At 52.4% G+C, this 19,787-nt stretch carries 20 protein-coding genes; 4 read left to right on the forward strand and 16 right to left on the reverse strand.

The features are described from left to right. Positions 1-171 precede the first annotated feature (171 nt). Both CWS43_RS06590 and CWS43_RS06595 read right to left on the reverse strand, forming a co-directional pair. Positions 172-453 carry a PTS sugar transporter subunit IIB gene (locus tag CWS43_RS06590; protein ID WP_101076117.1) on the reverse strand — a complete coding sequence of 94 codons (282 nt, stop codon included), beginning with the start codon at positions 451-453 and terminating at the stop codon, positions 172-174. A 139-nt stretch (positions 454-592) separates the two neighbouring features. Then, entirely contained in the window at positions 593-1,036 is a 444-nt protein-coding gene (locus tag CWS43_RS06595; RefSeq protein WP_101076118.1) for a PTS sugar transporter subunit IIA, read from the reverse strand. Between the two features lie 350 nt (positions 1,037-1,386). Between CWS43_RS06595 and CWS43_RS06600 the strand changes: the two genes are divergently transcribed. After that, on the forward strand, positions 1,387-2,403 hold the full coding sequence (locus CWS43_RS06600) for a LacI family DNA-binding transcriptional regulator (RefSeq protein WP_101076119.1): 1,017 nt from the start codon (positions 1,387-1,389) through the stop codon (positions 2,401-2,403). A gap of 43 nt (positions 2,404-2,446) precedes the next feature. Here CWS43_RS06600 and yfcD read toward each other — a convergent pair whose 3' ends face one another. Next, entirely contained in the window at positions 2,447-3,061 is a 615-nt protein-coding gene (yfcD, locus tag CWS43_RS06605; protein ID WP_101076120.1) for an NUDIX hydrolase YfcD, read from the reverse strand. Between the two features lie 315 nt (positions 3,062-3,376). On the opposite strand from yfcD, the gene yfcG reads away from it, so the two are divergent. Beyond that, the gene (gene yfcG / locus CWS43_RS06610) at positions 3,377-4,006 is read left to right on the forward strand and encodes a GSH-dependent disulfide bond oxidoreductase (protein WP_101076121.1); all 630 of its coding nucleotides are present in this window, start codon (positions 3,377-3,379) and stop codon (positions 4,004-4,006) included. Positions 4,007-4,156: 150 nt separating this feature from the next. Then, positions 4,157-5,053: a TIGR01777 family oxidoreductase gene (locus tag CWS43_RS06615; protein ID WP_101076122.1), complete on the forward strand. Its 897-nt coding sequence runs from the start codon at positions 4,157-4,159 to the stop codon at positions 5,051-5,053. 275 nt (positions 5,054-5,328) lie between these two features. On the opposite strand, the gene CWS43_RS06620 is transcribed toward CWS43_RS06615, so the two are convergent. Further along, the gene (locus CWS43_RS06620) at positions 5,329-6,924 is read right to left on the reverse strand and encodes an ABC transporter substrate-binding protein (RefSeq protein ID WP_101076123.1); all 1,596 of its coding nucleotides are present in this window, start codon (positions 6,922-6,924) and stop codon (positions 5,329-5,331) included. A 159-nt stretch (positions 6,925-7,083) separates the two neighbouring features. On the opposite strand from CWS43_RS06620, the gene pepT reads away from it, so the two are divergent. Further along, a complete protein-coding gene (pepT, locus tag CWS43_RS06625) occupies positions 7,084-8,316 on the forward strand; it encodes a peptidase T (protein WP_101076124.1) in 1,233 nt (410 codons plus the stop codon). A gap of 69 nt (positions 8,317-8,385) precedes the next feature. Here the strand turns inward: pepT and hisP are convergent, their stop codons facing one another. The 12 genes from hisP to truA all read right to left on the reverse strand — a co-directional run bounded on the left by hisP (position 8,386) and on the right by truA (position 19,787). Continuing rightward, positions 8,386-9,159 (reverse strand): histidine ABC transporter ATP-binding protein HisP, encoded by a 774-nt coding sequence (gene hisP, locus CWS43_RS06630; protein ID WP_101076125.1) that lies wholly within the window; start codon positions 9,157-9,159, stop codon positions 8,386-8,388. A gap of 29 nt (positions 9,160-9,188) precedes the next feature. After that, the gene (locus CWS43_RS06635; protein WP_101076126.1) at positions 9,189-9,905 is read right to left on the reverse strand and encodes an ABC transporter permease; all 717 of its coding nucleotides are present in this window, start codon (positions 9,903-9,905) and stop codon (positions 9,189-9,191) included. After that, entirely contained in the window at positions 9,902-10,588 is a 687-nt protein-coding gene (locus CWS43_RS06640; RefSeq protein WP_101076127.1) for a histidine ABC transporter permease HisQ, read from the reverse strand. The genes CWS43_RS06635 and CWS43_RS06640 overlap by 4 nt, the downstream gene beginning before the upstream one ends. Positions 10,589-10,694: 106 nt before the next feature. Beyond that, positions 10,695-11,477, reverse strand: coding sequence for a lysine/arginine/ornithine ABC transporter substrate-binding protein ArgT (gene argT / locus CWS43_RS06645; RefSeq protein ID WP_101076128.1), 783 nt, complete (start codon positions 11,475-11,477; stop codon positions 10,695-10,697). A 322-nt stretch (positions 11,478-11,799) separates the two neighbouring features. Then, on the reverse strand, positions 11,800-12,372 hold the full coding sequence (locus CWS43_RS06650) for a UbiX family flavin prenyltransferase (RefSeq protein ID WP_101076129.1): 573 nt from the start codon (positions 12,370-12,372) through the stop codon (positions 11,800-11,802). 132 nt (positions 12,373-12,504) lie between these two features. Further along, positions 12,505-14,022 (reverse strand): amidophosphoribosyltransferase, encoded by a 1,518-nt coding sequence (gene purF / locus CWS43_RS06655; protein ID WP_101076130.1) that lies wholly within the window; start codon positions 14,020-14,022, stop codon positions 12,505-12,507. A 30-nt stretch (positions 14,023-14,052) separates the two neighbouring features. Then, entirely contained in the window at positions 14,053-14,544 is a 492-nt protein-coding gene (gene cvpA / locus CWS43_RS06660) for a colicin V production protein (RefSeq protein WP_013574561.1), read from the reverse strand. A 271-nt stretch (positions 14,545-14,815) separates the two neighbouring features. Continuing rightward, complete coding sequence (gene dedD / locus CWS43_RS06665) at positions 14,816-15,586, reverse strand: cell division protein DedD (protein WP_101076131.1); 771 nt, start codon at positions 15,584-15,586, stop codon at positions 14,816-14,818. Further along, positions 15,576-16,862: a bifunctional tetrahydrofolate synthase/dihydrofolate synthase gene (folC, locus tag CWS43_RS06670; protein ID WP_101076132.1), complete on the reverse strand. Its 1,287-nt coding sequence runs from the start codon at positions 16,860-16,862 to the stop codon at positions 15,576-15,578. The genes dedD and folC overlap by 11 nt, the downstream gene beginning before the upstream one ends. Positions 16,863-17,052: 190 nt before the next feature. Then, on the reverse strand, positions 17,053-17,967 hold the full coding sequence (gene accD / locus CWS43_RS06675) for an acetyl-CoA carboxylase, carboxyltransferase subunit beta (RefSeq protein ID WP_101076133.1): 915 nt from the start codon (positions 17,965-17,967) through the stop codon (positions 17,053-17,055). 261 nt (positions 17,968-18,228) lie between these two features. Next, complete coding sequence (locus tag CWS43_RS06680) at positions 18,229-18,897, reverse strand: DedA family protein (protein WP_101076134.1); 669 nt, start codon at positions 18,895-18,897, stop codon at positions 18,229-18,231. A gap of 59 nt (positions 18,898-18,956) precedes the next feature. After that, positions 18,957-19,787 (reverse strand): tRNA pseudouridine(38-40) synthase TruA, encoded by an 831-nt coding sequence (gene truA, locus CWS43_RS06685; protein WP_101076135.1) that lies wholly within the window; start codon positions 19,785-19,787, stop codon positions 18,957-18,959.

Raw genomic sequence — 19,787 nt, forward strand, 5'->3', positions numbered from 1 at the left:
AACCTCGTTATTCCCCGTCATACTTCGAACTGCAGATGCGTTGACTGCGTTCACTCACCCGAATCACTTACAGTAGTAAGCTCATCGGGATTCCTTCACTTGCCGCCTTCCTGCCATTCGAATTATTTAGGGGAAATATTAATTTTATTAGTCAGGTATTTTCAGTGCCAATCAGGATATTGGGTGTTTTTCAAAATGCGCAATCAGTTTGGTTTCAAGTTCATTAATATCAATAATATTCGTAATGACCACGAGCTGGCTTTCCGGAATACTGGCGCTGGCAGCAATGTCCTTCGCCATGACAAACAGATCCGCCTCCCCCGGGATAGCCGATGACAGATCGGAGTGCTGAACATCGGCCTGAATGTTTAATTTCTTCAGGACTTTCTTGATATTCATTTCTACCATAAAGCTGCTGCCTAAACCGGAACCGCAAATCGCCATAATTTTCATAAATTCACCTGATTTTTATCTGTTTTGAAAAGCGTAGGGTACACGTATCCGTTACGCAGGATAATGCATATTAAAAACACTATTTTTCTGAGAGTGAAATCGTCAGCCCGTTAATAAGCGAAACCACACTTAACCAAAATTAATAACGGGCGATGACTTCCTGAATTTCATCTAAGGCTTTGGCCCGGAATATTTTCTGCATATCTTCTTCGCTGGAGAACAATTCTGCCAGTTCGGAAATAAGCTCAATATGGCTGTGCTTATCGGGTGCAGATAACATCACGACCGTATATACCGGGTCGTTATCTTCCGAATTAAACTTCACCCCGTGCGGCAATGTCAGTAAAGACAATCCTAATCCGTTAGCGCCCTCTTCCGGCCTGGCATGTGGCATCGCAATGCCGGGGGCCAGAACAAAATAGGGGCCCAGTTTCTCCCGCTGAGCAAAAATCGCCGTCAGGTAATCGGGCGTAATCGTCCCTTCTTTGAGCAACGGTTCGGCGCTCACTTCCACGGCCTCACGCCAGTCAGTGATATCTGTTCTGATCTGAATTCTGTCAGAAGTCAGCCAATCATTCAGCATAGTTATGGCTCCGGTTTATTTTTTAAGATGGCGGGTCGAATTTCCCCCAGACACCACCAACGATCCAGACTCTACTTCAGCGGTAGCGTTAACATCTGTGATACATCTCACAAAGATAGCGCTACCAAACTTCTATCATTGAGATCTGTGATAGCGCTATCAAAAATAGTCCCGTTGCGAAACCATCAGCCCGATGGCCGCATAAATAACGGTATACTTTGTCTGGAAATTGCCGATAATTTACCGAATTCTGCCGTGGTTCCTGTTCGATACCGGTCCTGCTGCGGCCTGTTTTTTTCGCAATGCCTGCGGGTATAATTTGTGCGCAAGATGCGCAGTCAGGATCGTGAATGTCCATTAACAAAAAAAGACGCAGTACCGGGAGAGTGACGCTGGCCGATGTCGCGCAGCTTGCGGGCGTGGGAAGCATGACCGTTTCCCGCGCGCTGCGAACGCCGGAACAGGTCTCCGATAAGCTGCGGGAAAAGATTGAAGAAGCGGTCAGCCAGCTGGGATATCTGCCCAATCAGGCCGCCAGTTCGCTGGCCTCCGCGTCGTCTAATACTATTGCGATGATTGTGCCGAGTCTTTCTGAAGCGGGCTGCGCGGAAATGTTTGCCGGTTTGCAAAAGGTGCTGCAGCCTGCGGGATATCAGATCATGCTGGCGGAATCCCAGCACAGGATGGAGCGCGAGGAAAAGCTGCTGGAAACGCTGCTTTCTTACAATCTGGCGGCAGCTATTTTGCTTTCCGTCGAGCACTCCGCAAATGTGCGTCAGTGGCTGGACAACCTGACGATTCCGGTGCTGGAAATCGGTGCGCTGACTGATTCACCAATCGACATGAATATCGGCATCGATTACGTCGAGGCTATGTTTCAGCTCACGCAAACCGTGGTGGCAAAGGGTTATCAGAACATCGGCATGCTGTGTGCCAATCAGGAACAGTGGATTTTCCAGCAACACCTGCAAGGCTGGCGTAAGGCGATGCTCAAGGCGCACATGTCGCCGCATCGCGTGATTAACGCCGCCGAACCGGCCTGCTTTTCTACCGGCGCGCAGCAATTGCCGGAATTCTTGCTCGCCTGGCCGGAAATCGACGCGCTGGTTTGTGTTTCTGACGATCTGGCCTGCGGTGCACTGTACGAATGTCAGCGCCGTCGCATCAAAGTACCGGATGATCTTGCCGTGGTGGGTTTTGGGAATTCAGACGTCAGTAAAGTCTGCCAGCCGCCGCTGACGACGATTGCCATACCGCATAAAGAGATTGGTATCCGTGCTGCACAGGCATTACTGGCGAGAATACATGAAGAAGAATGGGAGGAAGTGACGATTGCCTCGTCATTATGCAAACGAGACAGTTGCTAAAAAAGGAACGGACGGCTTCACACCGCCCGCCCCTTATGCGCTATCAGATATCGTCTTTTTGCTGTGCGTCGTCATCGTTTTTTACGCTTTCCGCGTCTGACGCTGACGTTTCACGGATCAGCGGTTTGCCGTGTTCTTTCTCATTGTTACGCGTCATCCACAGGGATAATGCCTTCAGGGAGTCCGGCGTAAATTCATCACACCGTGCGGTAATTTCTTCCGGCGTCATCCAGCGTACAGCATCAATTTCTTCTTCCTGCAGGGCGAACGGGCCGTGTGAAACGCAACTGAATAACGCCCCCCACACGCGACATTTATTCTCTTCTTCGAAGTAGAACTGACCATGCTCCGCGAAAGGGACACCCGCAATCCCCAGCTCTTCTTCAGCTTCACGCCGGGCAGAATCAAGAATATTTTCACCGCTTTGCACCACTCCTCCCGCGGTCGCATCCAGCCAGCCCGGGTAGAAGTCTTTGGTTTCCGTCCGGCGCTGGATCAAGATATTCCCCATCCCGTCATGAACGACAATATAGCTGGCACGGTGACGCAGGACCTGAGCGCGCATTTGTTTTCGGCTGGCCTGGGCAATGACTTCGTTTTCTTCGTTGACGATATCAACCCACTCATCCGTACTGATGTTTTGCTCTTGTTCTGACATCCGCTGGAACCTTCTCTTTTAAGCGCTGGTCTGTGCGCGATAAGTCTGTGCGCAGTGATTTGCAACACGTCGATAATGTCCGGAGATTCTATCTGGGTCTGCTGGGTTGCTTCAATAGCTATGGATGCGTTGATGCAACGTAAAAGCCATGTTACCCCACAAAGTTCGCCATCAGACAACTCTGACATAGACTGCGAAATATCTGCATTATGATACCCTATCCATTCAGATAAAAAGTTTGTGAATATCAATACCACATTGACGCATCCCGCCCCGCAAGCCGCGGAGAGTGATTAAAACAACGCAGGAGGCAATATGATCGATCTTTATTACGCACCAACGCCTAACGGCCATAAAATTTCTCTTTTTCTTGAAGAGAGTGGCTTGCCGTACAGAATTCACCGCATCAATACCAGTGCGGGTGACCAGTTCACACCTGAATTTCTCGCCATTTCCCCCAACAATAAAATCCCGGCAATCGTCGACAATCATCCCGTCGACGGTGGTGCCCCCATCAGCGTTTTTGAATCCGGTGCTATTTTGCAGTACCTGGCAGAAAAAACCGGGAAATTCCTCAGTAAAGAACTGCGTGAACGGACCGTCACGCTGGAATGGCTGACCTGGCAGGTTGCGGGATTTGGCCCTATGCTGGGCCAGAATCACCACTTCACTCATTTCGCTCCCCAGCCAGTCCCTTACGCCATTGAACGCTTTCAGCAGGAAACCCGGCGTCTGTATGGTGTTCTGAACCGCAGGTTGGAAAAAAATGCCTATATCGCCGGTGAACATTACAGCATCGCTGATATTGCCACCTATCCGTGGGTTGTCGCGCACGAACGCCAGCGCATTGATTTGGAGGAATATCCAGCCATCCGCAACTGGTTCGAACGGGTAAAGGGCCGCCCTGCGACACAAAAAGCCTACGCACTGGCCACTGTGCAGTAAGCGCTTCCGCCTCCGGTGCCTGCCGGAGGCATTCTGATTTCCGCTGAATAAATAATTCCTAATTGTGTTCTATATCGCGAGTTAATGATGATGACTCATCTATGATTAGAAGGAGTTCATCCGCGTATTCAGACAGTTAAGGATCACGATATGAAGATCTTGATTACCGGTGCCACCGGGCTCATTGGCCGTAAACTTACTGAACGGCTTCTTGAGCAATCTCACCAGATTACCGCTTTGAGCCGCGCGCCTGAACGGGCGGCAAAACTATTAGGGCCACAGGTTCAGATCTGGGAAACCCTCGACGGCAAAACATCACTGGAGGGCTTTGACGCGGTAATTAATCTGGCGGGCGAGCCGATCGCCGACAAGCGCTGGACGAAAGAACATAAAACCTTGTTGTGCGAAAGTCGCTGGCAATTGACGGAAAAGCTGGCGACGCTGATCAACGCCAGCCAGACGCCGCCGTCGGTCTTTATTTCCGGCTCTGCTGTCGGTTACTACGGCGATCAGGGTCAGGCACTGGTGCCGGAGGATGAACCCCCTAATAAGCAGTTTACCTGGCAATTGTGCGCACGTTGGGAAGCACTGGCACTGGCCGCCGAAAGCCCGCGCACCCGCGTTTGTCTGTTGCGTACCGGCATCGTTCTGGCTGAAAAAGGCGGCGCGCTGGCCAAAATGGTGCTGCCTTTCCGCGCCGGTCTGGGCGGCCCGCTGGGCGATGGTCAGCAATATATGCCGTGGATCCACATCGATGACATGATTGATGGCATCATTTTCCTGCTGACGCACGAAACGCTCTCCGGCCCGTTCAATATGGTTTCGCCTTATCCTGCCCGCAATGAACAGTTCAGCGCCCTGCTCGGTGAAGTCCTGCACCGTCCGGCGTTTATGCGCGCACCGGCGCCGGTGGTGCGCCTGCTGATGGGGGAATCGGCGGTGTTAGTTCTCGGCGGGCAACGTGCCGTGCCGAAACAGCTAGAAGCCGCGGGATTTGCCTACCGGCATAAGGAACTGAAGGAAGCACTTGAGGATTTGCTTACGTGAAGGGCTTGCTGCCCTTCGACCCGCTCGGAGGATTTTTCACTTGCAGTGAGGGCTGGATCGAGGGAGTTCCGGCTTATTACTTGCAGTGAAGGCTAGACCGAGAAAGTTTCGGTTTCTCAATTGCGGGGATCGCCCGGACATTCTCGCCGAAACCGCCCAAAAGAGGCCAGGACGGGCCTCTCTTGGGCGGTTTCTGCACGAACGGCTAAGCGATCACATATATTGAAAAACCGAAACTTTCACAATTCTATATTTAACCGGCCCAGCCGCTAGCCCTACTCCTTTATATCCGTCTGATAAAAGACATGTTTCCCAAACGGGTCAATCTCATACCCACTCACTTCTTTCCGCACAGGTTCGAAAATCGTCGAGTGCGCGATCATCACCGCAGGTGCCTGATCATGCATCATCTGCTGAGCCTGCTCATAGAGCGCGACACGCTTCGCATGGTCGGTGGTTTCCTTGGCTTCGGTAATCAGCTGGTCGAATGGCGGGTAACACCATTTTGCGGAGTTTGAACCGCCTTTTGCCGCATTACAGGTGAACAGCGGGCCGAAGAAGTTATCCGGGTCACCGTTGGCCGTTGTCCAGCCCATCAGCGCGGCCATATGTTCGCCGTTGCGGATGCGGGTCTGATATTCGCCCCACTCATAGCTGATGATGTGCGCTTTGACGCCAATTTTCGCCCAGTCGGCCTGAATCATCTCTGCCATACGCCGCGCATTCGGGTTGTACGGACGCTGAACCGGCATTGCCCACAGATCGATATCAAAACCGTTTGGCATCCCGGCTTCCGCCAGCAGTGCTTTGGCTTTTTCCGGCGAGTAATCGTAGTCAGCAAGCTTGTCGTCATAACTCCAGACGCCCGTTGGCAGCAGCGTTTTGGCGACGGTTCCGGTGCCGTGGAAAACAGCGTCGATGATTTGCGGCTTATTGATCGCCATGCTCAGCGCCTGACGAACTTTCACATTATCCAGCGGCGGTTTCTGCGTATTGAAAGACAGGAAACCGGTATTCAGACCTGCTTTGCTCATCAGGTTGATGTCTTTATTGGCGCGCATACGATCAAGATCAGCCGGATTCGGGAACGGCATCACCTGACATTCATTTTTTTCGAGTTTTGCCAGACGCATCGAGGCGTCCGGCGTGATGCTGTACACCAGGCGGTCGATTTTAGATTTGCCCTGCCAGTAATCCGGGAATGCTTTGTATAACAGACGCGTGTCTTTCTGATATTGCACCAGCTCAAACGGGCCAGTCCCGATCGGGTTTTGATCCACCTTCTCCGGCGTACCGGCTTTCAGCATCTGATCGGCATATTCAGCCGAAAGGATAGACGCAAAATACCAGGCCAGATCGGCAACAAATGGCGCTTCCGGACGGGTCAGATTGAAGCGCACAGTATAGTCGTCCACCCTGTCGATACTGCCAATCAAATCGCCCATTTTAAGGCTGTCGAAGTTCAGATACGTGCCGCCAGAAATTTTATGGTAAGGATTATTTTCGTCTTTCTGGCGCATAAACGAAAAGATGACATCGTCAGCATTAAAGTCACGGGTCGGCGTGAACAGTTTGCTGCTCTGGAATTTCACGCCTTTGCGCAGGTGGAACGTGTATGTTTTGCCGTCCGGGCTGACATCCCAGCTTTCAGCCAGGCTTGGGATCAGCTCCGTGGTGCCAATTTTGAAATCAACCAAGCGGTTATAGATGGGTGCCGCGCTGGCGTCAACTGACGTGCCTGAAGTATAGAGTTGCGGGTTAAATTGCTCCGGCGACCCTTCAGAACAGTAAACCAGCGTTTTGGCGGAAACGCCGCCGGTGATGGCTAATGCCAGTAACCCTGTACTTATTTTTAAGATGTTGTGTTTCATTATTTTCCCTATTTTCCCTGTCCGGAGAGTGTTTAGATCTTCTTCATCGTGGAACCTAAAGCAAAAACAGATTAACATCTACATAACACGTAGTAATACTTTGTTATATATGAAAATCTTATAACAAGGAACCCTATTGGCGATCATTCAGAGGTCAAGATGTCGACAACAATCGCAAAACAGCTTACCGAACGTTTCTACCGCTATCTCTCCGTAACATCACAAAGTGATGCCAGCGCCACCACGTTGCCAAGTACACCGGGGCAGCATGATATGGCGCGTTTACTGGCCGATGAACTGCACCAGCTCGGCCTGGAGAACATTCAGATTGACGAACACGCGACCGTCACCGCCGTCAAGCCGGGCACGAAAAAAGGCGGTCCGCGTATCGGCTTCATTACACATATTGATACCGTGGATGTCGGCCTGCGTCCGGATATCCACCCGCAAACGCTGCGTTTCACCGGCGATGATGTGTGCCTCAATAAAGAACAGGATATCTGGCTGCGCCCGGCACAAAGACCGGAAATTCTGCCTTATATAGGCGAAGAGATTATTTTCAGCGATGGCACCAGCGTCCTTGGGGCGGATAACAAAGCGGCCGTGACCGTGGTGATGACGCTGCTGGAAAACCTCAGCGCGGAGCAGGAATACGGCGACATCGTGGTAGCATTTGTCCCTGACGAAGAGATTGGCCTGCGCGGTGCAAAAGCGCTGGATCTCGCCCGTTTTGACGTGGATTTTGCTTACACCATCGACTGCTGCGAGCTTGGCGAAGTGGTGTACGAAAACTTCAATGCCGCCGCCGCTGAAATTACCTTTACCGGCGTCACCGCGCACCCGATGTCCGCCAAAGGCGTGTTGGTGAATCCGCTGCTGATGGCACAGGATTTCATCAGCCATTTTGACCGCGCTGAGACGCCGGAAAACACCGAAGGCCGTGAAGGTTATGTGTGGTTTAACGGCATGAGCGCATCGCAGCAAGGGGCTAAGCTGAACGCATCCATCCGCGATTTTGACAGCGCCAGTTTTGCTGCGCGTAAGCAGAAGATTCAGGATGTCGCGAAAGAAATTGCCGCGCAGTATCCGACAGCAAAAGTGTCAGTTGAAATCAGCGATACCTACAGCAATATCAGCAGCGCCATCGGCGAAGACCGTCGTGCAATTGATTTGATTTTTGCGGGTTTGAAAGAGATTGGCGTTGAGCCAAAAGTGATCCCGATGCGCGGCGGCACCGACGGTGCAGCGCTGTCAGCGAAAGGTTTGCTGACGCCAAACTACTTCACGGGCGCGCATAATTTCCACTCGAAATATGAGTTCCTGCCGGTGAACTCGTTTGTGAAATCCTATGAACTGACCGTACAGCTTTGCCTGCTGGCTGCGAAAGGCTGATTTTCCTCAGGTAAAAACCACACACCATCCCAGCCTTCCCCTCGTGAGAGGGGAAGGAGCGTACGGATATTACTTCAACGCGCCGGACAGGAACTGCTGTAAACGGGCGCTTTTCGGGTTACCAAAGACTTCACCAGGATCGCCCTGCTCTTCGATAACACCCTGATGCAGGAAAATCACATGGCTGGAAACGTGACGGGCAAATTCCATTTCGTGTGTGACTACCACCATAGTTTTCCCCTCTTCCGCCAGTTTTTGCATGATACGCAACACCTCGCCCACCAGTTCAGGGTCAAGCGCTGACGTCGGTTCATCGAACAGCAGCACTTCCGGCTCCATCGCCAGCGCACGTGCGATAGACACACGCTGTTGCTGACCGCCGGACAGGTTCACCGGATATTTCCCCTGCGCACGGGCGTCGATACCCACTTTATCGAGATATTTCACCGCACGTTCGCGCGCTTCGGCTTTGCTTAATCCCAGCACCTGAACCGGCGCTTCCATAACGTTTTCCAGCACCGTCATGTGGCTCCACAGGTTGAAATGCTGGAAAACCATCGTCAGTTTGGTGCGCAGCAGTTGCAGCTGTTTTTTGTCGAAGACTTTCAGTTGCCCGTCGGTGTCACGCACCATACGGATATCCTGATTATTGACGCTGATCGAGCCTTCGCTCGGTTTTTCCAGGAAGTTAATGCAGCGCAAAAAGGTACTTTTCCCGGAACCAGATGAACCGATAATGCTGATGACATCGCCCGCATTCGCAGACAAAGACACGCCTTTGAGCACTTCATGGTCACCGTAGCGTTTGTGTAAGTCGAGAACCGCTAATTTGTTTTCTGGCATAATATTTATATCCGCAATGGTTATTTTTATCAGTGGCTGGACTGAGGCTTAACATGCGCCAGCCAGCGTTTTTCCGCCTTGCGGAACAGGCCAATCAGGACAAAAGAAACACAAAGATAAATCACCGCTGCAATCCCGAATGCGTAGAAAGGCTGATAGGTCGCGGAATTAATATCGCGGGCGATTTTCAGCACATCCGGCACCGTGGCGGTAAAGGCCAGTGCGGTGGAATGCAGCATCAGAATCACTTCGTTACTGTACGCAGGCAGCGCGGTACGCAGGGCCGACGGCAAAATAATGCAGGTGTACAGTTTAAAGCGCGAAAAACCGTAGGCATTGGCCGCTTCAATTTCACCGTGCGGAACCGAACGGATCGCACCGGCAAAGATCTCCGTGGTATATGCACAGGTATTCAGCGTCAGCGCGAGGATCGTACAGTTCAGGCCGCTGCGGAAAAACGCATTGAGAAAATCCGTACCGCGCACGATTTCCAGGCTGTACATCCCGGAGTAAAACACCAGTAACTGAACGTACAGCGGCGTTCCGCGAAAAATATAGGTGTAGAGCCAGATCGGATAACGAATAAATTTGTTGGAGGACACCCGGCCAACTGCCATCGGAACTGCCAGCAACCCACCCATCACCACGGAGCTGACCAACAGCCACAGCGTGATCGCCAGACCGGTAAAACGGTAGCCGTCGCTGTACAGCAAGGACATGCCGTATTGTTGTAAAATTTCGATCATAGATCCGCCCTCTTCACACCCAGCGAATAGCGGCGATCAAGCCATACCAGTACGCCGTTCGACAGCGTCGTAAAAATCAGATAAACCACACCCGCGACAATCGCGAAGTAGAAAGGCTGATACGTGCCTTTGCCCGCCAGCTGCGTCGCTTTCACCACGTCATTCAGGCCGAGCAGGGACACCAGCGCGGTGGCTTTCAAAATAACCTGCCAGTTGTTGGCAATTCCGGGAAGCGCAAAACGCATCATGGCCGGGAATAAGATTCGACGAAAGATTTGCGAACCGCTGAAACCAAACGCCGTCGCTGCTTCAATCTGGCCACGGGGAACCGCCATAAAAGCACCGCGGAACGTCTCGGTAAAATAAGCGCCGTAAATAAAGCCCAGGGTAATAATACCCGCGCTCATGGGATCGATATCAATCTGAGAAAAACCTAAGGATTCAGTCAGGCTGTTAAGCGCAATCTGCAATCCGTAGAAAATAAGCAACATCAACACCAGGTCAGGGACGCCGCGAATAAGCGTGGTGTAGCAACCAAAAAAACCCGAAATAACCCGGCTTTTTGACAGTTTCCCGCCCGCCCCGATAAGCCCGATCACCAACGCTAAGATCACCGACGAAATCGCCAGTTCCAGTGTCACCAAAGTGCCCTGGATAATTACCTGGGAATACCCATACAGCATGTAGTTTTCCTGTCTTCAGTGGATCCCGGCGCAGGCCAAATTCAAACCTGCGTCAGAACCGCAGGGAGCGGCACACCGCTCCCTTTGGCACATCTCACAGCGCTAATCAGCCGCCGTAAACGTCAAAGTCGAAGTATTTTTTAGCCAGTTTGTCGTAAGTGCCGTCTTTACGCATGCTGTCGAACGCTTTGTTCAGCGCAGCCTGCAGATCGGTTTCGTTCTTACGCAGACCCATACCGGTGCCCACACCAAAGAATTTGTCGTCTTTCACGGAAGGACCTGCAAACGCGTAATCTTTACCAGCGGCTTGTTTCAGGAAGCCTTCGCTGCCTGCCACTTCATCCTGGAAAGCGACATCCAGACGGCCTGAAGCCAGATCGGCGTAGATCAGATCCTGGTTCTGGTAAGCCACCACGTTGATGCCTTTTGGCTGCCACATTGCGTTGGCATAAGCTTCCTGAGTCGAACCCTGCAGAACACCGACGTTTTTGCCTTTCAGTGCATCCAGCGTTGGCAGAATTTTAGAGCCTTTTGGCGCAATCAGACGGGCGTTAGCCGCGTACAGTTTTTCTGTAAAATCAATTTCCTGCTGACGTTTTTCAGTGATCGACAGGGAGGAGATGATCGCATCAATTTTCTTCGCTTTCAGGGAAGGGATCAGCGCATCGAAATCACTTTCAACGTAAGTACATTTGATGGCAGCGCGTTTGCACATCTCGTTAGCCAGGTCGATATCAAAACCAACCAGCTTACCGCTGGAGTCTTTTGATTCAAATGGGGCATAAGTCGGATCAGTACCGATATTAATTGCTTTAGGCGCGGCAGCAAATGCACTACCTGCACTGGCTAAGACCAGAACCAGCGGAAGAACCTTGAACAACTTTTTCATACATTAGCCTCAGTGATTATTCATCTGTTGTGATTGTGTGTGCGTGAATGAACATCTTTTTATAGTTTGCTGAACGGCGCAAATGGCTTTTTGCCAGGTTTTCTCATGCACGTTTCGTGCCGTTTCTCCGTACCGTGATTTTCACCGGCAGGAGAACGAAAACCGTTCAAAAAAGCATCGGGATAATGAAAGTTTTCAAAGGTCTGAAGGAAGAATAGCTGAAGCCCTGAAGATTAATGCACCTCAATGAATCAAATTGTGATCATTGTTGGTGCAATGTTACCTTCTTGCGCGAAATGAGTGCGTAACGGGATGTTAACGTTTAGTGACTGCCCTGCCATCGAACAAATAAGTCCTGCGGGAGTTCAATATCAAACTGATCAATGACCCGGTTGACGGTTTGATCGATGATATCCCCGACCGTCGCCGGACGATGATAAAACGCCGGAACCGGCGGCATAATGATTGCGCCCAGCTCAGCGGCCTGCGTCATCAGCCGTAAATGGCCCAGATGCAGCGGGGTTTCGCGGACACACAGCACCAGCCGACGTCTTTCCTTAAGCACCACGTCCGCCGCGCGGGTTAGCAGGCCGTCAGTGTAGCTGTTCACAATGCCGGAAAGCGTTTTGACTGAACATGGCAACACCACCATACCTGCCGTTTTAAATGAACCCGACGAAATGCTGGCGGCGATGTCGCGGGAATCATGCACCACATCGGCCAGAGCCTGAACTTCACGCAGCGACAGATCGGTTTCCAGCGTCAGTGTCTGGCGGGCAGCATTGCTCATCACCAGGTGAGTTTCGATATCCGGCACGCTCTGCAAAACTTGCAATAGTCTGACACCGTAAATTGCGCCGCTGGCGCCGGAAATACCGACGATAAGTCGTTTCATGAACACTGCCTCAGAAAAATGGTACCAGACCCGATAGCGCCAATACTGACATAAATTCAGGCATAAAAAAACGCGCCCGCCCGGTCAGGTCACCGGAGGGGCGCGTATCAGAGACTGTCAGCAACGCGCTGATTAGCCTTCGTTATGCATCTCAAGATTTTCAGCTTCCTGCTGGCCACGTAGCGCCTGAGCGTCATCGTTGCGCAGTGCTTCGAGGTATTCCAGATAGTTCTGGTCAACGTCTTTCGTGACGTAAACACCGTCGAAAACTGAACATTCGAATTTCTCGATGTCGGTATTGTCTTCTTTCACTGCGGCGATAAGGTCGCTCAGATCCTGGAAGATTAGCGCATCGGCACCAATGATCTGATTGATTTCGCTGACTTCGCGACCGTGTGCAATCAGTTCGTTCGCGCTTGGCATATCAATGCCGTAAACGTTCGGGAAACGAATTTCCGGCGCAGCCGAGGCCAGATAAACACGTCTCGCACCGGCTTCACGCGCCATCTCAACAATCTGCTGAGAGGTAGTGCCACGCACGATGGAGTCATCGACCAGCAGAACGTTTTTATCACGGAACTCCGCGCGGTTAGCGTTCAGTTTACGACGAACTGACTTACGGCGCTCCTGCTGCCCCGGCATGATAAAGGTACGGCCCACGTAGCGGTTTTTCACAAAACCCTGACGGTACGGTTTATCCAGAATACGCGCGATTTCCAGCGCGATATCGCAGGAGGTTTCCGGGATTGGGATCACCACATCGATATCCAGATCTTCCCATTCACGGGCAATTTTCGCGCCCAGCTTTTCACCCATGCGGACACGGGCGCTGTAGACGGAAATTTTGTCGATGAACGAGTCAGGACGTGCGAAATACACGTACTCGAACAGGCACGGGTTGTACTGCGGATCCTCAGCACACATGCGCGTAAACAGCTGGCCTTTTTCGGTGATGTACACCGCTTCGCCCGGCGCGACATCACGCAGGAACTCAAAGCCCAGCGTATCAAGCGCTACGCTCTCAGACGCCACCATGTACTCATTGCGGCCATCTTCCAGCGTACGTTTGCCGATAACCAGCGGACGGATACCGTGCGGGTCACGGAACGCCAGCATACCGTGGCCGATGATCATCGCCACGCAGGCATAAGCGCCACGAATTTTCAGGTTCACGGCAGCCACAGCGGCGAAAATGTTGTCGGCTTCCAGCGGGTAATGCTGGAAACGGTCCAGTTCACTCGCCAGAATATTGAGCAGGATCTCAGAATCGGAAGTGGTGTTCACATGACGGCGCTGGCCTTCGAACAGGTTACTTCTCAATTCGTGAGCATTGGTCAGGTTACCGTTGTGGGCCAGCGTGATGCCGAACGGAGAGTTGACGTAAAAAGGTTGAGCTTCTGAAGCGCTGGAACTACCAGCCGTTGGGTAGCGCACATGGCCGATACCCATGTTGCCCTGTAAGCGTTGCATATGGCGGGCTTCGAAAACATCCTTCACCAGGCCATTCGCTTTACGTAAACGGAAGTTATTATTCGCATCAATGGTCGTGATGCCCGCGGCATCCTGCCCACGGTGTTGTAACACCGTTAACGCGTCATAAATCGACTGGTTTACCGGCATGAAACCGGCGATACCGACAATACCGCACATGTTGTCTTTTCCTCTTCAGCGCTGCCAGAACTAAATATGTTTTGGCAAGAAACTCGACGTGCTCTGCAGGTAGTCAAAAAACCACCTGATGATATAACTAAACTGTGGGATCAACTGGGATTGCTTCCAGTCTTCACTTTGTGAAAAACCGGTGAAGGTATCCAGGAAGAACAGCATCGCGGAGACAATTAACACCCCGCGCAGCGCGCCAAAGCACACACCTAACACCCTGTCAGTGCCGGACAACCCGGTTCTTTCCACCAGCGAACCAATCACATAGTTGACAATTGCACCTACGATCAACGTCGCGATGAACAAGATGGCAATTGCGATCCCGTTTCGAACTAACTCATCTTCGAAACGCGTGAAGTAGATGGCGAGGTACGGGTAATAATGGCTGGCAACGAAAAAGGCGCAAGCCCAGGTTACCAACGATAAAGCCTCGCGAACAAAGCCACGGATTAAGCTGACTAAAGCAGAAAATCCGATAACCGCAATGATGACGTAATCAATCCAGACCATTAACTATTCCAGTGTCTAATCCAGTCACGTCTGCCCCGGCATCCAGTTCGCGGCGAATTCTAACAGAAAAAGAAAACGTTTGCGTAGGGGAAATCTGCCGGTCAGACAAATTAATAATAGCGATTAAAAAAACCTCAACCGCAGCATAAACCTATAAAATCCGAACCCGCAGATCTTATAGAAAAAGGGCACAAATCGCTTGTGCCCTCCCTGGTATTTTTTGTGTTTTTAATGCCTTCCGGCCTCCCCGTTCTCACGGGGAACCGCAAGATTAGTGCGCCGAATAAGCGCGCACCTGTCCGCCTAACCCGCTGAGCTGTTGCAGCTGAGGGAGTGAAGCTTCCAGTTTTTGTTTTGACGCATCCGGGCCCACATAAAGCCGCGTGATTTGTCCCTGCACCGGCGTCGCCGGAACAGAATAAGCACGGAACCCGGAAAGCCGCAGAGTCGCAACAATCTCGGTCGCTTTCGCGGCATTTTTCAACGCCCCCAACTGCACAACGTAAGACTGTCCTGCAGGCGCTTTTTCTTGCGGCGCGGGTTGAGACTGAGGCTGAGGTTGCACAGCAACGGCTTTCGGTTCCTCAACCGGTTTCGGTTGTTCGACAGGCTTTGGTTTCACCGTCGGCTTCGCTTCCACCATCGGTTTAGGCTCGATGACTTTTGGCTTCTGAACCGGAGGTTTCACCAGCACGGGCTTTTTCTGCTCAGGGAGCGTCGTGACCGGCGGCGGTTCTACCGTGGTATTACCCGGTGCCACATTACCCTGGCTGGCTGCGCGGGTGTTATTTGCCGCACTGTCATTCTGCCCGGCGTTCATGGCTTGATCAGCACCTTCCGGCGGCTGAGCAGGCAATGATTGCGTCACAGGCGGTACGGAATCCTGCTCCTCAACATCACCCGGTTTTGGCACCAATGGAATAGACGCAAATTCGTCTTCGTAATGCTTTTTCTTGCCGTCGAGTAAACCGGGCAAAATGATAACGCCCAGCGCTACCAGAATGACCGTCCCGACCAGACGATTTTGAAACTTACTTGCCACTGGTTTTCCCCGTATCTATAGCATCCATTACGTGCGCTACGGTGTGGAACGAACCGCAGACGATCACAATATCCTGAGGAGCCGCCTCCTGCATAGCCTGTCTCCAGGCAGACTCCACATCATCGAACCGGCGTGCCTGAGGCAGATGTGAGGCCAGTTCTTCAACGCTGGCGCCACGTGGCCCTTCCAGCGGTGCGCAATACCATTCATCCACCTGAGGCGACAGACAAGCCAGCGTACCGGCAATATCTTTGTCTTTCAACATTCCCACCACCGCACGTACTTTCCCGCCATTGCGCGGCTGTTCAGCCAGGCGTCCGGCCAGATATGCAGCGGCGTGCGGGTTGTGTGCCACGTCAAGGATCAGGCGCGGCGATTCACTGACCGTCTGGAAACGTCCCGGCAACGCCGCACGCTGTAAGCCGTTGCGTAACGCCTCTTCAGGAATATCCAGCGTAGAATAATGCAGCGCAGCCAGCGCCGTCGCAGCATTCGGCAGCGGAACATTCGGCAGCGGTAATCCGTTGAGTATGGTGACTTCCTGGCCATCCTGCAAAGCTGTCCAGCGCCAGTTTCCAGCACTTGCCGTAAAATTCCAGCTTTCACCCCGGCGGTACAAATCAGCGTGTTTCTCTTTTGCCACATCGGCAATCGACTGCGGCATATCCGGTTCACCGACCACAGCGGGCGTGCCTGAGCGGAAAATACCGGCTTTTTCGCGGCCAATGCTTTCGCGGTCCGAGCCCAGCCAGTCAGTATGATCCAGCGCGATGCTGGTGACGACCGACACATCCGCATCAACGATATTGGTCGCATCCAGACGCCCGCCAAGCCCGACCTCGAGGATGACAATATCCAGTTTCGCCTGTTTAAACAGTTGCAACGCCGACAGCGTGCCGTACTCGAAATAGGTCAGGGAAATATCGCCCCGCCCGGCTTCCAGCACAGCAAAAGATTCGCAATGCGCCGATTCTGGCAACTCTTCGCCCTGAATACGCACGCGCTCCGTGTAACGTACCAGATGCGGGGAGCTGTACACGCCAACGCGATAGCCAGCGGCCATCAGAATGGCTTCCAGCGTCGCACAGGTGGTGCCTTTGCCGTTGGTTCCTGCGACGGTAAAAACGCGTGGCGCAGGTGTCAGCAAATCGAGTTTTGTCGCCACCGCTTTGACCCGGTCAAGGCCAAGCTCGATAGCCTGAGAATGGAGATTTTCAAGATAATAAAGCCACGTGGCCAAAGGCGACGTGGCTTGGGGGATAAGTTGATTTTGCATGAGTCCCGTTTAACCTATGTCAGGTTCACTTCGACACTACATCACCAGACTGTGACAGCAGGCAATGCCCTCTTTGTCAGATCTCACCGACAGAGTAAAAGCACGGGCTGCCTGTTTTGCAGAAGAACAGCGAGGGCGGCACAGCAACAGATGGCCGCCCTGAAAACTGACCGGCTTTTACTCTGTTCGATCAGGCATCCTGGTTATCAGCGGCAGAACCGTTGACAGCAACATGGACGTCAACCACATTCGGCTCGGGTTGACCGGTCAGCTTCGCCAGAACGCTGCCCAGTTTGGCACGCATATCCGGACGACGGACGATCATATCAATCGCGCCTTTCTCGATCAGGAATTCACTACGCTGGAAGCCCGGCGGCAGCTTTTCACGGACGGTTTGCTCGATAACGCGTGGACCGGCAAAACCGATCAGCGCTTTCGGCTCGGCGACGTTGATATCACCCAACATGGCGAGGCTGGCAGAAACGCCGCCCATCGTCGGGTCAGTCAGTACAGAAATATACGGCAAGCCGCGTTCCTGCAATTTCGCCAGCGCCGCGCTGGTTTTCGCCATCTGCATCAGCGACATCAGCGCTTCCTGCATACGCGCACCGCCACTGGCAGAGAAACACACCAGCGGGCAGTTATCTTCTATCGCCTGCTCAACGGCACGCACGAAGCGAGCGCCAACCACCGACGCCATTGAACCGCCCATGAAGGCAAATTCAAATGAAGCCACCACAATTGGCATACCGAACAAGGTGCCTTTCATGACGATCAGCGCGTCTTTTTCGTTGGTTTCTTTCTGAGCAGCAACCAGACGATCTTTATATTTCTTGGAATCTCTAAACTTCAGAACATCTTTAGGCTCAAGCTCGCTGCCTAATTCAACCTCACTGCCCTCATCCATGAAAGTGGACAGACGCATACGCGCGGTAAGGCGCATGTGGTGGTCACACTTAGGGCACACCATAAGGTTGCGCTCAAGCTCGGCGCGATAAAGTACCTGCCCGCAGCTGTCACATTTAGTCCAGACGCCCTCAGGAATGCTTGCCTTACGGGTTTGCGAGTCAGTGCTCTTACTAAGAATTCGTTCAATCCAGCTCATCGATAACCTTTCTGTTTGAACCCGGCCGAAGCCAGTCCGCTGTTCATGCTGTAACAAGTCCCCTAAACTTACCCAAATACGTCTGTGCGCGGCATGATAAAAAACCTCACACACCGCATCACAGAAGGGTTGTTCGCAGGAACAGACCATAAATTGTCGCTCATTAAACCATAACGGCCAGACACTGTGGATAAAAAACTGGTCTTACCCTCTGGTTTAATGTCTTAAACTTTAAAGCGCTTACGCCAAAAACGCCGGGAATTAATCCTGCTGACGCTTTTCTTTCGCCGCCGCACGTTTGTGCCGCCAGATTTCTATCACACCCGGCAGAATCGAAACCACGATGATGGCAACAATCAGTAATTTCAGATTTTCCTGAACGAATGGCAAGGTTCCGAAAAAGTACCCTGCATAGGTAAACAGCAGCACCCAAATCAGCGCACCCGCCACGTTATAGGCCGCAAAATGTCGGTAGGACATATGCCCCATACCGGCCACAAACGGCGCAAAAGTCCGGACGATTGGCACGAAGCGCGCAAGAATAATCGTTTTGCCGCCATGTTTCTCGTAAAATTTGTGCGTTTTGTCTAAATAACTGCGACGGAAAACTTTCGAATCCGGATTGCTGAACAGCCGCTCACCAAACACCCGTCCGATAGTGTAGTTCACGGCATCGCCAAGGATCGCCGCAATAGCCATCAGCAACACCATTACGTGCACGTTAATGTCGTTACCTGGCAAAACAGCTAACGAGCCTGCCACAAACAGCAGCGAATCCCCCGGTAAAAAGGGCGTCACCACCAGCCCCGTTTCGCAAAACAGGATCAGGAACAAAATCCCGTAAACCCAGATGCCGTACTGCGCAACCAGCTCCGCTAAATGCACATCAATATGTAGAATAAAATCAATAATAAAGTGGATAAAACTCATCTGATTTACCGTCCCATGTGTTCTTTAAAACGTGGCGTTAAAATCACGTGTACTGTTCCCTAATCTTCCAGGAACAAGGGGCCCATACTGACCTGAGGTAATGCAAATTTCTCAGGGTAATCAACAGATACCAGATATAACCCTTCCGGCTTTCCGGTCGCTGCGGCAAGGTTACGATCCTTCGCCGCCAGCAGTTCTGCCATCCAGCCCACCGGCTGATTTCCGGCACCGATTTCGACCAGGCTGCCAACAATATTTCTCACCATATGGTGCACAAAAGCGTTGGCTTTAATATCCACCACCACATAGTGACCGTGGCGGCTGACGTTAAGATGCATCACATAACGCCACGGCGTGCGCGACTGGCACTGGGACGCACGAAACGACGTGAAATCGTTCTCGCCAAGCAGTGCCTGCCCGGCGGCCTGCATTTTTTCAACGTCCAGCGGCATATGGACATGCGTGACGCCGGTATGCAAAATCGCCGAACGATAGCGATTATTGTAAATCACGTAACGATAACGGCGTGCGGTAGCGCTGAAACGTGCATGAAAATCTTCAGGAACACTGGCACACCAGCGCACGGCGATATCTTTCGGCAGATGGGTATTGACGCCCATCGTCCACGCGGCATCTTTGCGCAAAACCGGCGTGTCGAAATGCACCACCTGCCCGGTGGCGCTGACACCCGCGTCGGTACGACCGGCGCAGAGCACCACAATCGGGGCATCGGCCACGCGGCTCAGGGCCTTTTCCAGGCATTCCTGAACACTTGCCGCACCCTGCTGCCTCTGCCAGCCATAATATTCACTGCCATTGTACTCAATGCCTAACGCCACGCGCCCCGCAACAACCGGAACGGCGACGTCAGCAACCACTTCATCGGACAT

This window comes from Rahnella sp. AA (assembly GCF_002834385.1).
Classification (GTDB): Bacteria; Pseudomonadota; Gammaproteobacteria; order Enterobacterales; family Enterobacteriaceae; genus Rahnella.

Coding starts and splice junctions, on each gene's coding strand:
- yfcD (WP_101076120.1), bottom strand. CDS start 3,061: ATGTCAGAACAAGAGCAAAACATCAGTACGGATGAGTGGGTTGATATC.
- CWS43_RS06600 (WP_101076119.1), top strand. CDS start 1,387: ATGTCCATTAACAAAAAAAGACGCAGTACCGGGAGAGTGACGCTGGCC.
- CWS43_RS06640 (WP_101076127.1), bottom strand. CDS start 10,588: ATGCTGTATGGGTATTCCCAGGTAATTATCCAGGGCACTTTGGTGACA.
- CWS43_RS06680 (WP_101076134.1), bottom strand. CDS start 18,897: ATGAGTTTTATCCACTTTATTATTGATTTTATTCTACATATTGATGTG.
- yfcG (WP_101076121.1), top strand. CDS start 3,377: ATGATCGATCTTTATTACGCACCAACGCCTAACGGCCATAAAATTTCT.
- cvpA (WP_013574561.1), bottom strand. CDS start 14,544: ATGGTCTGGATTGATTACGTCATCATTGCGGTTATCGGATTTTCTGCT.
- CWS43_RS06595 (WP_101076118.1), bottom strand. CDS start 1,036: ATGCTGAATGATTGGCTGACTTCTGACAGAATTCAGATCAGAACAGAT.
- truA (WP_101076135.1), bottom strand. CDS start 19,787: ATGTCCGATGAAGTGGTTGCTGACGTCGCCGTTCCGGTTGTTGCGGGG.
- accD (WP_101076133.1), bottom strand. CDS start 17,967: ATGAGCTGGATTGAACGAATTCTTAGTAAGAGCACTGACTCGCAAACC.
- folC (WP_101076132.1), bottom strand. CDS start 16,862: ATGCAAAATCAACTTATCCCCCAAGCCACGTCGCCTTTGGCCACGTGG.
- purF (WP_101076130.1), bottom strand. CDS start 14,022: ATGTGCGGTATTGTCGGTATCGCCGGTTTCATGCCGGTAAACCAGTCG.
- CWS43_RS06650 (WP_101076129.1), bottom strand. CDS start 12,372: ATGAAACGACTTATCGTCGGTATTTCCGGCGCCAGCGGCGCAATTTAC.
- argT (WP_101076128.1), bottom strand. CDS start 11,477: ATGAAAAAGTTGTTCAAGGTTCTTCCGCTGGTTCTGGTCTTAGCCAGT.
- CWS43_RS06590 (WP_101076117.1), bottom strand. CDS start 453: ATGAAAATTATGGCGATTTGCGGTTCCGGTTTAGGCAGCAGCTTTATG.
- hisP (WP_101076125.1), bottom strand. CDS start 9,159: ATGCCAGAAAACAAATTAGCGGTTCTCGACTTACACAAACGCTACGGT.
- CWS43_RS06615 (WP_101076122.1), top strand. CDS start 4,157: ATGAAGATCTTGATTACCGGTGCCACCGGGCTCATTGGCCGTAAACTT.
- CWS43_RS06635 (WP_101076126.1), bottom strand. CDS start 9,905: ATGATCGAAATTTTACAACAATACGGCATGTCCTTGCTGTACAGCGAC.
- pepT (WP_101076124.1), top strand. CDS start 7,084: ATGTCGACAACAATCGCAAAACAGCTTACCGAACGTTTCTACCGCTAT.
- CWS43_RS06620 (WP_101076123.1), bottom strand. CDS start 6,924: ATGAAACACAACATCTTAAAAATAAGTACAGGGTTACTGGCATTAGCC.